The organism is Martinezella rhizogenes (assembly GCF_027460065.1).
Lineage (GTDB): Bacteria > Pseudomonadota > Alphaproteobacteria > Rhizobiales > Rhizobiaceae > Agrobacterium > Agrobacterium rhizogenes_C.
This window is the reverse complement of the sequence record NZ_JAPYZZ010000001.1, coordinates 811,661-825,755: the sequence shown is the minus strand read 5'-3', so window position 1 is coordinate 825,755 and position 14,095 is coordinate 811,661. Positions and strand designations below refer to the sequence as shown.

15 protein-coding genes are annotated in these 14,095 nt (G+C 58.9%); 4 read left to right on the top strand and 11 right to left on the bottom strand.

The features are described from left to right. Window positions 1-52 precede the first annotated feature (52 nt). The gene (gene phaR / locus O8B93_RS04010) at window positions 53-628 is read right to left on the bottom strand and encodes a polyhydroxyalkanoate synthesis repressor PhaR (RefSeq protein ID WP_003520279.1); all 576 of its coding nucleotides are present in this window, start codon (window positions 626-628) and stop codon (window positions 53-55) included. Window positions 629-871: 243 nt separating this feature from the next. Between phaR and O8B93_RS04005 the strand changes: the two genes are divergently transcribed. The 4 genes from O8B93_RS04005 (at window position 872) to bfr (ending at window position 3,976) form a co-directional block, all read left to right on the top strand. After that, window positions 872-2,053, top strand: a complete 1,182-nt coding sequence (locus O8B93_RS04005; protein WP_269708484.1) for an acetyl-CoA C-acetyltransferase — start codon at window positions 872-874, stop codon at window positions 2,051-2,053. Window positions 2,054-2,223: 170 nt separating this feature from the next. Next, window positions 2,224-2,949, top strand: a complete 726-nt coding sequence (gene phbB / locus O8B93_RS04000) for an acetoacetyl-CoA reductase (protein ID WP_269708483.1) — start codon at window positions 2,224-2,226, stop codon at window positions 2,947-2,949. A gap of 264 nt (window positions 2,950-3,213) precedes the next feature. Then, the gene (locus tag O8B93_RS03995) at window positions 3,214-3,525 is read left to right on the top strand and encodes a (2Fe-2S)-binding protein (RefSeq protein ID WP_080600126.1); all 312 of its coding nucleotides are present in this window, start codon (window positions 3,214-3,216) and stop codon (window positions 3,523-3,525) included. Next, window positions 3,491-3,976 carry a bacterioferritin gene (bfr, locus tag O8B93_RS03990; RefSeq protein WP_143242109.1) on the top strand — a complete coding sequence of 162 codons (486 nt, stop codon included), beginning with the start codon at window positions 3,491-3,493 and terminating at the stop codon, window positions 3,974-3,976. Before O8B93_RS03995 ends, bfr begins: the two co-directional genes overlap by 35 nt. A gap of 43 nt (window positions 3,977-4,019) precedes the next feature. Here the strand turns inward: bfr and O8B93_RS03985 are convergent, their stop codons facing one another. The 10 genes from O8B93_RS03985 to obgE form a co-directional block, all read right to left on the bottom strand. Continuing rightward, window positions 4,020-4,532 carry an RNA pyrophosphohydrolase gene (locus O8B93_RS03985; protein WP_269708482.1) on the bottom strand — a complete coding sequence of 171 codons (513 nt, stop codon included), beginning with the start codon at window positions 4,530-4,532 and terminating at the stop codon, window positions 4,020-4,022. Between the two features lie 46 nt (window positions 4,533-4,578). Then, a complete protein-coding gene (locus tag O8B93_RS03980) occupies window positions 4,579-5,778 on the bottom strand; it encodes a divergent polysaccharide deacetylase family protein (RefSeq protein ID WP_269708481.1) in 1,200 nt (399 codons plus the stop codon). Between the two features lie 62 nt (window positions 5,779-5,840). Beyond that, window positions 5,841-7,169, bottom strand: a complete 1,329-nt coding sequence (locus tag O8B93_RS03975) for a S41 family peptidase (RefSeq protein ID WP_269708480.1) — start codon at window positions 7,167-7,169, stop codon at window positions 5,841-5,843. Beyond that, the gene (locus O8B93_RS03970) at window positions 7,159-8,556 is read right to left on the bottom strand and encodes a murein hydrolase activator EnvC family protein (RefSeq protein ID WP_269708479.1); all 1,398 of its coding nucleotides are present in this window, start codon (window positions 8,554-8,556) and stop codon (window positions 7,159-7,161) included. The genes O8B93_RS03975 and O8B93_RS03970 overlap by 11 nt, the downstream gene beginning before the upstream one ends. Before the next feature lie 160 nt (window positions 8,557-8,716). Further along, entirely contained in the window at window positions 8,717-9,199 is a 483-nt protein-coding gene (gene rlmH, locus O8B93_RS03965) for a 23S rRNA (pseudouridine(1915)-N(3))-methyltransferase RlmH (RefSeq protein ID WP_269708478.1), read from the bottom strand. Window positions 9,200-9,357: 158 nt separating this feature from the next. After that, window positions 9,358-9,804: a ribosome silencing factor gene (gene rsfS, locus O8B93_RS03960; RefSeq protein WP_169539101.1), complete on the bottom strand. Its 447-nt coding sequence runs from the start codon at window positions 9,802-9,804 to the stop codon at window positions 9,358-9,360. A gap of 112 nt (window positions 9,805-9,916) precedes the next feature. After that, entirely contained in the window at window positions 9,917-10,501 is a 585-nt protein-coding gene (locus tag O8B93_RS03955; protein WP_077987177.1) for a nicotinate-nucleotide adenylyltransferase, read from the bottom strand. 42 nt (window positions 10,502-10,543) lie between these two features. Further along, the gene (locus O8B93_RS03950) at window positions 10,544-11,830 is read right to left on the bottom strand and encodes a glutamate-5-semialdehyde dehydrogenase (protein WP_269708477.1); all 1,287 of its coding nucleotides are present in this window, start codon (window positions 11,828-11,830) and stop codon (window positions 10,544-10,546) included. After that, a complete protein-coding gene (proB, locus tag O8B93_RS03945) occupies window positions 11,823-12,992 on the bottom strand; it encodes a glutamate 5-kinase (protein WP_269708476.1) in 1,170 nt (389 codons plus the stop codon). Before proB ends, O8B93_RS03950 begins: the two co-directional genes overlap by 8 nt. Continuing rightward, window positions 12,989-14,056: a GTPase ObgE gene (gene obgE / locus O8B93_RS03940; RefSeq protein WP_269708475.1), complete on the bottom strand. Its 1,068-nt coding sequence runs from the start codon at window positions 14,054-14,056 to the stop codon at window positions 12,989-12,991. The genes proB and obgE overlap by 4 nt, the downstream gene beginning before the upstream one ends. Window positions 14,057-14,095 lie beyond the last annotated feature (39 nt).

Here is a 14,095-nt window from a genome sequence, read left to right as displayed (position 1 = left end):
GCAGCAGCCGATGCGGTTGATCAAACCCGGCATCGGCCCGCACATAACAGGATCAGAGCTGATCGAGTTTTTGCTGCAATGCGCGCAGCTGCGCCTTCAGCTCATCGATTTCAGACGCATTCGGCTTGCGGGTTTCCTTCGGCGCCTGCGGCATTGCGAAAGGCGTGAAACCCTGCATCGCCTGCCGGAAGAGTTCCGTGTTGCGGCGAATCTGCTCTTCCATCATCTGCAGCGGCGCCTGAAAATTGCGGGCAAGCGAACCGTCGCCAAAAGCTTTGGCCATATGCTCCTGCATCTGGCTCTGCTGATCGGAGAAGGTCTTCATCGAATGTTCGAGAAATGTCGGCACGACCATCTGCATCTGGTCGCCGTAATAGGAGATCAATTGCCGCAGAAACGCCGTCGGCAGCAGCGTATTGCCGGTTTTTGCCTCCTGTTCGACGATGATCTGCGTCAGCACCGCGTGGGTGATATCCTCAGACGACTTGGCGTCCTGAACCTTGAAGTCCTCGCCGCGCTTGACCATCTGCGCGAGGTCATCGAGCGTCACATAGGTGCTCGTGCCGGTATTGTAGAGCCGCCGGTTGGCATATTTTTTAATGATTGTTTCGCCGTCGTGTTTCGCCATGCCCGCCTCCTCGCGATGATGGTATTTTCTTGTTTTTTGCTTTTCTTGCTCTTCCCGGCGCGAAGTGTATGCGCAAAATGAGCCGTCTGACAAATGTTTTGTGCATCGCAACAGTTTGTTTTTTGCGCAGCAATTTTCCGCAAGATTCCGGCATGATTTAGCAACATCTTTTAAAGCAACTTTCGCCATTTGACTTGTATTAAAAGCTTTGCCAGTCTCCGCCCGCATGTGAGGAGATGAGAAATGACCCTGCCTTCAATCGTGATTGCCAGCGCCGCGCGCACCGCCGTCGGCTCTTTCAACGGCCACTTCGCCAACACGCCCGCCCACGAACTTGGTGCCACCGTCATTAGTGCGGTGCTGGAACGTGCCGGCGTCGCGGCCAATGAAGTGGATGAGGTCATTCTCGGCCAGGTGCTCACGGCAGGCGAGGGGCAGAACCCGGCGCGGCAGGCAGCGATGAAGGCCGGCATTCCGCAGGAGGCAACCGCCTTCGGCATCAATCAGCTCTGCGGTTCGGGCCTGCGCGCCGTGGCGCTGGGCATGCAGCAGATCGTGACGGGGGATGCGGCCATCATCATTGCCGGCGGCCAGGAATCCATGTCCATGGCGCCCCATTGCGCCCATCTGCGCGGCGGCGTGAAGATGGGCGACTTAAAGATGATCGATACCATGATGAAGGACGGTCTGACCGACGCCTTTTACGGATACCCGATGGGCATCACTGCCGAAAACATCGCTCGCCAATGGCAGCTTTCCCGCGATGAGCAGGACCAGTTCGCAGTAGCATCGCAGAACAAGGCCGAAGCCGCGCAGAACGCCGGTCGCTTCACTGACGAGATCGTGGCTTTCACGGTAAAGGGCCGCAAGGCCGATATCGTCATCGATGCGGACGAACATATCCGTCATGGCGCATCGATCGAAACCATGGCCAAGCTGCGTCCCGCCTTCGACAAGGAAGGCACGGTCACGGCCGGTAACGCCTCCGGCCTGAATGACGGCGCAGCCGCCACGCTTCTGATGTCGGAACAGCAAGCGGCAAAGCGCGGCATCAAGCCGCTGGCGCGTATCGCCTCCTGGGCAACGGCCGGTGTTGATCCGCAGATCATGGGCACCGGTCCCATCCCCGCCTCCCGCAAGGCGCTGGCCAAGGCCGGCTGGTCGATAAACGATATTGGCCTTGTCGAGGCCAACGAGGCTTTTGCCGCCCAGTCCTGTGCGGTCGTGCGCGAACTGGGCCTCGATCCTGCTATCGTCAACGTCAATGGCGGGGCGATTGCCATCGGCCATCCGATCGGCGCTTCCGGCGCACGCGTCCTGAATACGCTGATTTTCGAAATGCGTCGCCGCAACGTGTCGAAGGGTCTCGCAACGCTCTGCATCGGCGGCGGCATGGGTGTCGCCATGTGCATCGAGGCGCTCTGAAAACCCGCTTACGGCTTACCAAAAAGCAATTCCGGTTCGGCAGACAATAGGGTAGAAGCGGCCTCCCATTGGCCGCATTTCTATGGCCGTTGAGCACGACGAACAAGTTCCGCAATAGTTAGGAGCACTCGCATATCGAGGCGCTTCATTGACAGGTCATGGAGGCCGATATGAGCCGGGTTGCTTTGATTTCCGGCGGGACGAGCGGCATAGGTGCTGCAATCGCCCGCGCCCTGCAGTCAGCCGGCTACCGCGTGGCCGTCAACTACGCCTTCACGACCGACAGGGCGGAAGCATTCCAGAACGAAACCGGCATTCCCGCATTTCAGTGGGATGTTCGCGATTACGACGCCTGCGTCAATGGCATAACGAAGGTGGAAGAAACCCTCGGACCGGTCGAAGTGCTCGTCAACAATGCGGGCATCACCCGCGACGCCATGTTCCACAAAATGTCGCCGCAGCAATGGCGAGAGGTGATCGACACCAACCTCACCGGCGTCTTTAACATGACGCACCCCGTCTGGCCGGGCATGCGCGAGCGCGGCTTCGGCCGGATCGTCAACATCTCTTCCATCAACGGCCAGAAGGGACAGGCGGGACAGGTCAATTATTCCGCCTCGAAAGCGGGTGATATCGGCTTCACCAAGGCGCTTGCCCAGGAAGGCGCCAGCCGCAACATCACCGTCAATGCCATCTGCCCCGGCTATATCGGCACGGAGATGGTGCGGGCGATACCGGAAAAGGTTCTGGCGGAACGGATCGTGCCGCAAATTCCCGTCGGACGGCTGGGCGAGCCGGAGGAAATCGCGCGCTGTGTCCTGTTTCTGGTGTCGGACGAGGCGGGTTTCATCACCGGCTCCACGATGACGGCCAATGGCGGGCAATATTTCGCCTGAGACAGGCCATCCTCACTTTCGGCCGACGGATGCAGTAAACTTTTCGTGATAATTGCACTGGATAATTTGCCGCGCACAAAAACTTGAATGCAAAATACCGCAATACACCAACTGCTAAACCAATGAAAATACGACAGTTTTCGTATAGTTTAGAATGAATCTAGAAAACCGATCCCCATGCTATCAGAGGTTTTTCTTGACATTTGCTGTCCTGTTTTGGTTTAAGAATGAAAACAACGTGTTGCGTCATACAGGCAGTCCATCATGCTGGTTTGCAGCTGCAATTACATTACCGATCACGATATCCGGGACGTCATCAACGAACTCCTCGATGAGGACTGTTGGCAGCTTATCGTTCCTGCAAAAGTGTATCACGCCATGGAAAAACGCGGTCGCTGCTGCGGCTGTTTTCCGACCGTTGTCGACCTGATCATCAAGACCACGGAAGAATATCACGCCCGTCGCCACTCGACGGAGGCCGATGTTTTTGATTTTATGTCCCGCCTGAAGCGATTCCATGAAGAGAACAGGAGAGCGGACATTGAAAGGCGACAAAAAAGTCATCGAGCGGCTTAACGAAGCCCTTTTTCTAGAACTCGGTGCAGTAAACCAGTATTGGCTTCACTACCGGCTTCTGAACGATTGGGGTTTCACCAAGCTCGCAAAGAAGGAGCGTGCAGAATCCATCGAAGAGATGCAGCACGCCGACAAGATCATCGATCGTATCATCTTCCTGGAAGGTCATCCCAACCTCCAGACTCTGGCCCCGCTGCGCATCGGCCAGAACGTCAAGGAAGTGCTGGAAGCCGACCTCGCTGGTGAATACGACGCACGGACTTCCTACAAGAAATCGCGTGATATCTGTTCCGAGGCTGGAGACTACGTCTCCATGAAGCTGTTCGAAGCCCTGCTGATCGACGAGGAAGGCCATATCGACTTCCTCGAAACCCAGCTCGAACTTCTCGGCAAGATCGGCGCGGAAAAATACGGCCAGCTCAACGCCGATTCCGCCAACGAAGCGGAATAAGCACTGGTTGACAGAACGGAAAAGGCGGCCTTGGCCGCCTTTTTTATTTGCCGGAAAGGTGCTGGAACTCCGCCACGACCTGTTCATAGACCGCGCGCTTGAAGGGCACGATCAGTTCCGGAAGACTTTCCATCGGCTTCCAGTCCCAGGCGTCGAATTCGGCCGAATGCCCGGTAGGCGGCGGATCGATCTGGATCTCGCGCTCGTCCCCCTCGAAGCGGAACGCGAACCAGCGTTGCGCCTGGCCGCGATATTTGCCCTTGAGGCCTATACCAATCAGTTCGTGCGGCAGATCATAGTGAATCCAGTCGCTCGCCTCCGCAAGCAGGGTCACTGTCTTCATACCCGTCTCTTCGTAGAGTTCACGAATGGCAGCCGTCAGAGGCCGTTCGCCATCATCGATGCCGCCCTGCGGCATCTGCCACAATTGCGGTGAGCCATCATATTCGGAGTTGCCCTCCTTGATGCGCCGGCCGGCCCAGACGAGGCCCTGAGCGTTCAGAACCATTATTCCCGCACAGGGACGGTAAGGCAAATCTTCTGCTTTGATTGTCATGGGAAACCCGCATTGTCTAAGCGCCGGAAATGGGCGTAGGCAAGGTTTACTGCCCCGCCTGCCCGGAAACAAGCGCAGAAACGCCGACAATCTCGATGCCGCGCCCGCCGGCCTCGCGTGACCATTTCGAGATCGCCGCAATGCTTTCATCGAATGCCGAGGCCACGCCGATCGCCTGGCCGTTGCGGCGCGCAATACGCTCCAGATCGTCCAGCTTGCGCAGAATGGAATCTTCGGTCACCTCTCCGTCGAGCAGAACATCCGCGAAACCCTGCGGTGCGGAAATGGCTTTCGCAATCCCACCGCTCAGCGACTGCGCCGAGGAGCCATCATCCAGAAACAGCAGTCCACGTTTGCCGATATCGCGCATGACCGGCTCCAGCGCGGACTGCTCGGCCAGGAAACGCCCACCGAGATAATTCATGATACCGGTATAATTGGTGATTTTCGCCATGGAGCGATGCAGCCGGTCAATATTGACCTTGGCGGGGTCGCCCGCCAGTAGCGTGTCTGGACCGGGATTGGTGCCGGGATAACCGAAAGGTTCCAGCGGTATCTGCAGAAGAATCTCATGCCCTTGCCGGCGCGCGTCCTGCATCCAGCGCTGCAGGCTGTTGCCGCTGGCGGCAAAACCGAGTGTTACCTCCGGCGGCAGCTCCCGGATCGCCTTTTGTGAACCCGCCTGGCTGAGACCTAGGCCGCCGACCACAATTGCTACACGGGTGCCGCGTGCGCCGGACCATGGCCGCGCATATTGCTCCATCGGCCGCAGGCCATCCGTGCCGACAACGGGCAATTGACCGAAGGCGGTTTCCTCCAGCAACTCCTCATTGGGCCGCGTCGCCATGCGCGGATCCTGACCGTAGGTCTGGCCACTCATCAGCACCGGGCCGTCATTGTCACGGGGTCGGGGAGAATAAACCGACACGACATTGCCATCAGGCAGGGTCGCCCGATTGATATTGGCGCCGGAGCGACCGCTTTGCGGCTGCAGCCCGGCGGTGTCACCCGCAGCAGGCACATCGGCCGGTGCCTTTTCAGCCGTCTTTTCGGCAAGCTTCGGCTGTCCATCCTGTCCCGCCGCTGTTTTCTGCAGATTACCGGGCGACAGCGCCGTATAGATGGACAAGCCACCGATCGACAGAACGGCAAGCACCGACAGAAGCATAATGACGGAAAAGCGCCGGTTGATGCCGACGCTTTTTTTCTGACGACCCAGAAGCGGTTTTCGCAGGTCCGAAGACAATGAACGATCCGTCCAAATGGTTAGGCAATAGAGACAATGCGCCGGCGAACCGGCGCATCATCTTACTGCTTGTTGACCACAGCCTTGTCCGGGTTCGGCGGGAAAGACGGATCCGTCTTGACGCCGCGCAACAGGTCCAGCGCGTAGTTAAGCTGGATGTCGTCCTTTGCTTCCGGCGGCACGTAGGCGGAGGAACCCGAACCTTCGTCCGTTTCGCTCTGGCCCTTGATATGGCCGGTCAGGCTGGATTCGCCTTCGGTGGTGACGCGACCTTGCAATTCCGGCGGCAAAGGCTGTTCAACCTTGATGTCAGGCGTAATGCCCGTGCCCTGGATCGATTTGCCCGACGGCGTGTAATAAAGCGCCGTGGTCAGGCGCAGCGCGCCCGCTTCACCGAGCGGAATGATCGTCTGGACCGAACCCTTGCCGAAGGAGCGCGTGCCGACCACGGTCGCACGACGCAGATCCTGCAACGCGCCCGCGACGATTTCCGAAGCCGAAGCCGAACCACCGTTGACGAGCACGATCACCGGCTTGCCATCGGTCAGATCGCCAGCCGTCGCATTGAAGCGACGCGTCTCATCGGGATTACGGCCACGGGTCGAAACGACTTCGCCGCGCTCAAGGAACGCATCGGAGACATTGATCGCTTGATCGAGCAGGCCGCCCGGGTTGAGGCGCAGGTCGAGAACATAGCCCTTCAGCTTGTCGGCCGGCACGTCCGCCTTGATCTTCTTGATCGCCTTTTCGAGATCGTCATAGGTCTTCTCGGTGAAGGAGATGACGCGCAGATAACCGACATTGTCGCCTTCGACGCGGGACTTGACGGCCCGCACGGCAATCACGTCACGCACGACGGTGAATTCGAGCGGCTTGTCGGCACCCTTGCGGATCACCGTCAGCTTGATCGGCGTCTTGACCGCGCCACGCATCTTTTCGACGGCCTGTTCCAGCTTCAGGCCACGAACCGGCGTGCCGTCGATTTCCGAAATATAATCACCGGCGAGAATGCCTGCACGCGAAGCCGGTGTGTCGTCCATCGGCGAGATGACCTTGACCAGCTCGTTCTCCATGGTCACTTCGATGCCGAGACCACCGAACTCACCCTTGGTCTGGGTGCGCATATCGTTGGCATCTTTGGCATTCATGAAGCTGGAATGCGGATCGAGCGAGCTGAGCATGCCGTTGATGGCATTTTCAACCAGCTTCTCGTCATCGGGCGGCGTCACATATTGTGCGCGCACGCGTTCGAACACGTCGCCAAAAATCGACAGTTCTTTATAGGTCGAAGGCCCGGCCGCCTGTGCCGGCATGCTCGCCGAATAAATCACACTCATCGCCGTGGCGCCCATAAGCCCACCGATAAGGAGAAGCGAAACCTTACGAATCATTGTGCGCCCTTCCGGTATTTTTTGCGGTCCACCATGGTTGGGAATCAACCGGCACACCATCTTTCCTGAACTCAATGTAGAGCGTTGGCCGGTCGGTTTCCAGCGCCAATGCTGCTGCACTCGCTACTCTTTTTGCACCCATGGAGGCGATGGGCTCTCCGGAGAACACAAACATGCCCTGTCGTGTCCTCACATTGTCCATGCCCGTCATCACCACATGATATCCATTACCCGTATTGAGGATGATCATCCGGCCGTAACTGCGAAAATCTCCGGCAAACACCACGAAGCCATCCGCAGGCGCTGTCACGATGGCTTCCGGTCCGCTCGCCACAACAATTCCCTTGGAAAAGTGACCCGTACCATCCGCATCGCCGAAGCGCCGCAACACCTCGCCGGCAACCGGCAGCTCCAGCTTTCCCTTCAAACTCGCGAAGGGATATGCGGGCGCAATGCGGTTTTTATCGGGCATTCCGGCCTCGGCCGCGGCGCGCTCCTTCTCGCGTTCCGCTTCCGAAAGACGGGCCAGGCGCTGCTCTTCCGCCCGCGCCTTTTCCATCGCCTCACGCACCGAGGTAATCTCGCCTTCAAGCGAGCTGACCAGCCCCTCAAGGCTCGTCGCCTTGCTCGCAAGCTCTTCAGATCGCTTGCGTTCCACCTCCAGCTCCGCCGCCGTCTGGGTGTTCTTGCGGTCGTTTTCGGCAATCAGCAGGTCGAGGCGTTTTTCCTCCTCCAGACTTGCCGTCATCATACCCGTAAGATCATCCTTTTCGCGAGCGATTGCCTGCCTGACATCGGTCAATTCTTTGAGAGCGGCGACCAGCTTGTCGGTTTCACCGCGAATGCCGGGCACGACTGCGCCGAGAAGGATGGCGCTGCGCACCGAAGCCAACGCATCTTCCGGCGAAACAAGAAGGGCAGGGGGCGGGTTTCGGCCCATACGCTGCAGCGCGGCCAGAACCTCCGCCAGCACGCCGCGTCTTTCCCGTAGCGATGCCTTGACGTCGTCTTCACGCACCGAGAGCTTGGCCAGACGATCTTCGCCGTCACTGATCTTGGTTTCCAGCGCCTTGCGCCGGGCAGCCGATGCGATCAGTTCTTCGCGGATGCGCGCGCTGTCCTGATTGAGGGAAGCGATGCTTTCCTCGAGCGTCCTTGTCTTGTCTTCCGACAGGCCGATGCTGTCGACCAGTTCCTCGAGATCCTGCCGGTTCTGGTCACGGCGCTTCTCCAGCGTCTGCAGCGCAGCCGGCGATGAATCATCGCCTGTCACAGGGAGAGCGCCCGCATCATCCCGCGAATAGGTCGGACCAACGCCCATGACGAAAGCAGCAATAACCGCGCCCGCAAGGGCAGCGTGCCGTTTTCGTTGAGGCCTGGTGTCCATTTGAACTTTCTTTGCTGCCGAAGCGGAAGCGCCGATATTAGGGATTTTGCCGCCATCTTCCAAGAGGCCTGAAAGAGGTCGGCCTCAAAGCCGTTCGACATCCATCGATGTCGCGGAGTTTCATGTTGAAATTGAGACGATTACTGGAACCGAAACCCGTTCAAACACGGTGATAGGGATGGCCGGAAAGGATTGTAACGGCACGGTAAAGCTGTTCGGCAATCAGGATACGAACGATCTGATGCGGCCATGTCAGCTTGCCGAGATTGAGAACGGCCGTCGCCTTGTCGTAAAGCGCGGGATCGAGCCCATCTGCACCGCCTATGGCGATCACGAGGTCACGCTTGCCGCTATCGCGCAGATCGCCAAAAAACGAAGCGAAGGCAGGACTATCAAGGGCTTTTCCGCGCTCGTCCAGCAAGACGAGGACTGCGCTGTCAGCCAGATGTTTTTCCAGCATCGCCGCTTCTTCGCGCTTGCGGGTCTCGGCATTGGAAGCACGGCTTTCGCCCACCTCGATCACCCGGGAAAACTCCAGCCCGATCGCCGGGCCGGTCTTGGCCAGACGCTCGATATAACGGGCCGCAAGATCCTTTTCAGGGCCGGATTTCAGCCGTCCCACCGCAAAAATTGAAATCCGCATCGCAAACCTGCATTCGTCGTGACCCAACAAGGTCCCGCTTTAACAGCATAACCTGCGGATTCCTATGCGGCAGGTCTGATTTCCGGCCAGAGACACCGTTTCCGAAGTCAGTCACGATCTTCGGCAAACACGATGCACTCGCTCAAAGGCTCACCGCATCAATGCAGCGTTTCTTCCGGCATTTCCGGCGTCGCCCACATTTTTTCAATGTTGTAGAAGACGCGGATTTCCGGACGGAACACATGAACGATGATATCGCCGGCATCGATAACCACCCAGTCTCCGGCCTCTAGGCCTTCGATGCGGGCGTTTCCGAACCCTTCATCCTTCATATCTTTCAGGAGATGCTCGCAGATCGCCGAGACATGCCTGTTCGACCGCCCGGAGACCACAACCATGTAGTCCGCAAGCGCCGATTTTCCGGCAATGTCGAGAGATACGATATCTTCAGCCTTGGAGTCCTCGAGGCTCGCGAGGACGGTTTCGAGGGCATGATCGGCGGCATCGTCGCCACTGTCCTGACCCTTCGGGATAGCAACAAATGCTTTTCCCTTGGTGTGTACTGTTGTCAGAGGTTTTCCCTTTCCAAGAATGACAAAACAGATACTGAGCAACGCGATTCTCTGCGTTACCCTATGAAGGTGGCATCAAAGTATTAACTTTTCAAGATATGGAGCCTTCGACGGCTACCCCATACATCATTTGTGATCGACCGTGTTATTTCCGGCCGTTACGCAGCGCCGTGGAGCTGAGCGTCGAACGCGGTCCGTGGATGAAAACCCATGCGGGCGCTGGTTTTTTCCACAAGACACCGGCATCGTCCTCATCGATCCGCGCCTGGCTGAAGGCCTGCGCCATGGTGGAGGAAAGATAGGAGAGCGTCGAGCCCGGCCGGTCGATCACCGCAATCGGGAAAGTCTCCGCGATGGTGCGCCATTTCTGCCAGTGGTGAAAACTCTTCAGATTGTCCGCCCCCATGATCCAGATGAAGCGCACATGCGGATTTTTTGCCTTCACCTTGGCGAGCGTATTGGCCGTATAGCTTATGCCCAGCGATTTTTCGAAAGCCGTCACCTTGATGCGGGGATCATGGACAAGCTTTTCGCAAGCGGCAATGCGGTCCTCAAGGGACGCCAGTTCGGAGCGGCTTTTCAACGGGTTGCCCGGCGTGACCATCCACCAGAGCTGGTCGAGACCCAGCCTGCGCAGAGCGATTTCAGCGACGAGCGCATGACCTGCATGCGGTGGATTGAAGGAGCCGCCGAAAAGCCCGACGACCATGCCGCGCTCCACATGCGGCATGGTGAGATAACGTCTGTCGAGGCGCTTATCGGCCGGCAAATATCACGTCCGTGTCTGGCCGGTGCCATGCACACGGTATTTGAACGAAGTGAGCTGCTCGACGCCAACAGGGCCGCGCGCATGCATCTTGCCGGTGGCGATGCCGATTTCCGCACCCATGCCGAATTCGCCGCCGTCGGCAAATTGTGTCGAGGCATTGTGCAGCAGAATGGCTGAATCCAGTTCGTTGAAGAATCGCTCGACCACGGATGGGTCCTCGGCGATCACCGCCTCTGTGTGGTTGGACGAATAGGTGCCGATATGATCGATCGCACCGGAAATGCCATCCACCACGGCCACCGAAATGATCGCATCGAGATATTCGGTGCGCCAGTCCTCCTCCGTAGCGGCCTTCAGCCCCTCAACCACATTAAGAACCGCCTGCGAACCGCGTACTTCACAACCCGCGTCAAGCAGGGTTTTGACGACTGGCTCCAGATGCGTGGAAACGGCAGCGATATCCACTAGCAAGGTTTCGGCCGCCCCGCAAACGCCGGTGCGGCGCATCTTTGCATTCACGACGATGCGCTTTGCCATGTCGAGATCGGCGGATTTGTCGACATAGATATGGCAGATACCTTCCAGATGCGCAAAGACTGGCACACGGGCTTCCGACTGGACCCGCGCCACTAGGCTCTTGCCGCCCCGCGGCACGATCACGTCAACCGTGCCGTTCAAGCCGCTGAGAAGCGCACCGACAGCCGCGCGGTCGGTTACCGGCACGAGTTGAATGGCATGCTCCGGAAGACCGGCGATCTTCAGACCCTCCACGAGGCAGGCATGGATAGCACGCGATGAATGTTGTGAATCCGAACCGCCGCGCAGGATCACGGCATTGCCGGCCTTGAGGCACAGTGCGCCGGCATCCGCCGTCACATTCGGGCGGCTTTCGTAGATCACGCCGATAACACCGAGCGGCGTGCGGACACGCTCGATTTTCAGCCCATTGGGCCGATCCCACGCCGCGATGACTTCACCGACCGGATCGGGCAGCGCGGCAACCGAGCGGATGCCTTCGGCAATGCCGGCGATGCGCGCATCGTTAAGCGTCAGCCTGTCGACGAACGAAGCGGCAAGGCCCGCGCTTTCCGCAGCCGCCAGATCCTTGCGGTTGGCGGCAAGGATCACCTCCTTCGAAGCCTCGATGGCAGAGGCCATGGCAAGCAGCGCACGGTTCTTCTGGTCCGTGCCGGCGATGGACAACGGTCGCGAAGCAGCTTTCGCCTGAGCGCCGATGGTCATCATCAGCGCATCGATATCATGGCTCTGCTTCACGGCCTGTTCAGGCATGGACCTCATCCTTCTTTGCATTCTTAACTTTGACGGCAGCACCGGTCATGACAAGATCGTCGCGATGGATCATCGCCGCCCGTCCGACATAACCCAGGATCGCCTCGATCTCATTGGACTTGTGGCCGATGATGAGACGCGCCTCTTCGGCGTCGTAACCCGCAAGACCACGCGCGACCTCACGGCCTTCCGAACCGATAATGGCAACAGCATCGCCGCGTCCGAAATTACCCTTCACCTGCCGCACGCCGGCAGGAAGCAGGCTTTTACCGGCATAAAGCGCCTTTTCGGCCCCGGCATCCACATGGATTTCACCGGCCGGTTGCAATTGCCCGGCAATCCAGGTCTTGCGCGCCGTCACCGGCGTTCCCGATGGCGCGAACCATGAGGAGCGCGCGCCGTTTTCGATGGCCTTCAGCGGATTGAGCGTCTTGCCCGAAGCGATGATCATGCCGCATCCGGCAGCGGTCGCGATCTTACCCGCATCGATCTTGGTGCGCATGCCGCCGCGCGAAAGCTCGGAGGCTGCGCCACCCGCCATGGCTTCGATCTCTGGTGTGATATCGGCAATCGTCTCGAGAAATTTCGCATCCGGATCGAGGTGCGGCGGGGCGGTATAAAGCCCATCAATATCCGACAATAGTACCAGGAGATCGGCACCCGTCATGGTGGCCACGCGCGCTGCCAGACGGTCATTGTCGCCATAACGGATTTCGGTGGTCGCGACCGTGTCGTTTTCATTGATGATCGGAATGGCGCCGATCTTCAGAAGCTGATTGATGGTGGCGCGCGCATTGAGATAACGGCGGCGCTCTTCAGTATCGGAGAGCGTCAGCAGAATCTGACCGGCAACGATCTCATGCCGCGACAGGCTTTCCGACCAGGCCCGCGCCAGCGCGATCTGGCCGACAGCCGCCGCCGCCTGGCTTTCCTCCAGCTTCAAGGCGCCGGAAGGCAGGCCGAGCACGGTGCGGCCAAGCGCAATGGCGCCCGAAGACACGACCTGGACATCCGCGCCGTTTTTCTTGAGCGCCGCGATATCCTCGCAGATGGCATCTAGCCAGTCTTTCTTCAGGCCGCTTTTCCGGTCCACCAGAAGCGCCGAACCGATCTTGATGACGATCCGGTGGTGGCTCGCCAGCGGCTTGCGCGTCAGGCTCATAGGCGGTCGTCCTCTTCCTCGACCTCGCTCTCATGCGGCATCGACCGATCTGGAAGGGCGGTATCGCCGCCATTGCTTGCCGAAACGATGATGTCACGAAGGGCGCGCAGTGCTTCCGTCATGCCGATATGGGCGGCAGCGGATAGCAGGAGCGGAGGACGGCCGCAGGCCTTTTCCAGTTCCTTGGCTTTTTTCTTCAGTTCTTTCTCGTCCAGCACGTCGATCTGTGACAGCGCCACGATTTCCGGCTTGTCGGTCAACCCACCACCATAGGCATCCAGCTCGGCCTTGACGGTCTTATAGGCCTTGCCGACTTTTTCTTCCTGGGCGGAGACGAGGTGCAGCAGCACACGCGTGCGCTCCACGTGGCCGAGGAAGCGGTCGCCGATGCCGACACCCTCATGCGCGCCTTCGATAAGACCGGGAATGTCGGCCAGCACGAATTCACGGCCGTCGATGGTCGCAACGCCGAGGTTGGGATGAAGGGTGGTAAAGGGATAATTGGCGATCTTCGGCCGCGCGCGCGTCACCGTCGCAAGAAATGTTGATTTACCCGCATTCGGCAGACCGACGAGACCGGCATCGGCAATCAGCTTGAGCCGCAGCCAGATCGTCTTTTCTTCGCCAGCCAGACCCGGATTGGCGTGGGTGGGCGCCTGATTGGTAGACGACTTGAAGTAGGCATTGCCGAAACCGCCATTGCCGCCGGCGGCAAGACGAAAACGCTGACCTTCCTTGGTGAGGTCTATGATCAGCGTTTCGTTGTCTTCTTCGAAAATCTGGGTGCCGACAGGCACTTTCAGCACCACGTCCGAGCCCTTGGCACCGGTGCGGGTCTTGCCCATGCCGTGCTGTCCGATCGAGGCCTTGAAATGTTGCTGGAAACGGAAGTCGATTAGCGTGTTGAGACCATTGACCACTTCGACCCAGACATCGCCGCCGCGTCCGCCGTCGCCACCGTCAGGGCCGCCGAACTCGATGAATTTTTCACGCCGGAACGACACGGCGCCCGCGCCGCCATCACCGGACTTGATATAGACTTTTGCTTCATCGAGAAATTTCATCGGACTGCCGTTCTATCGGTTTGCGGGCGCACCAACCAA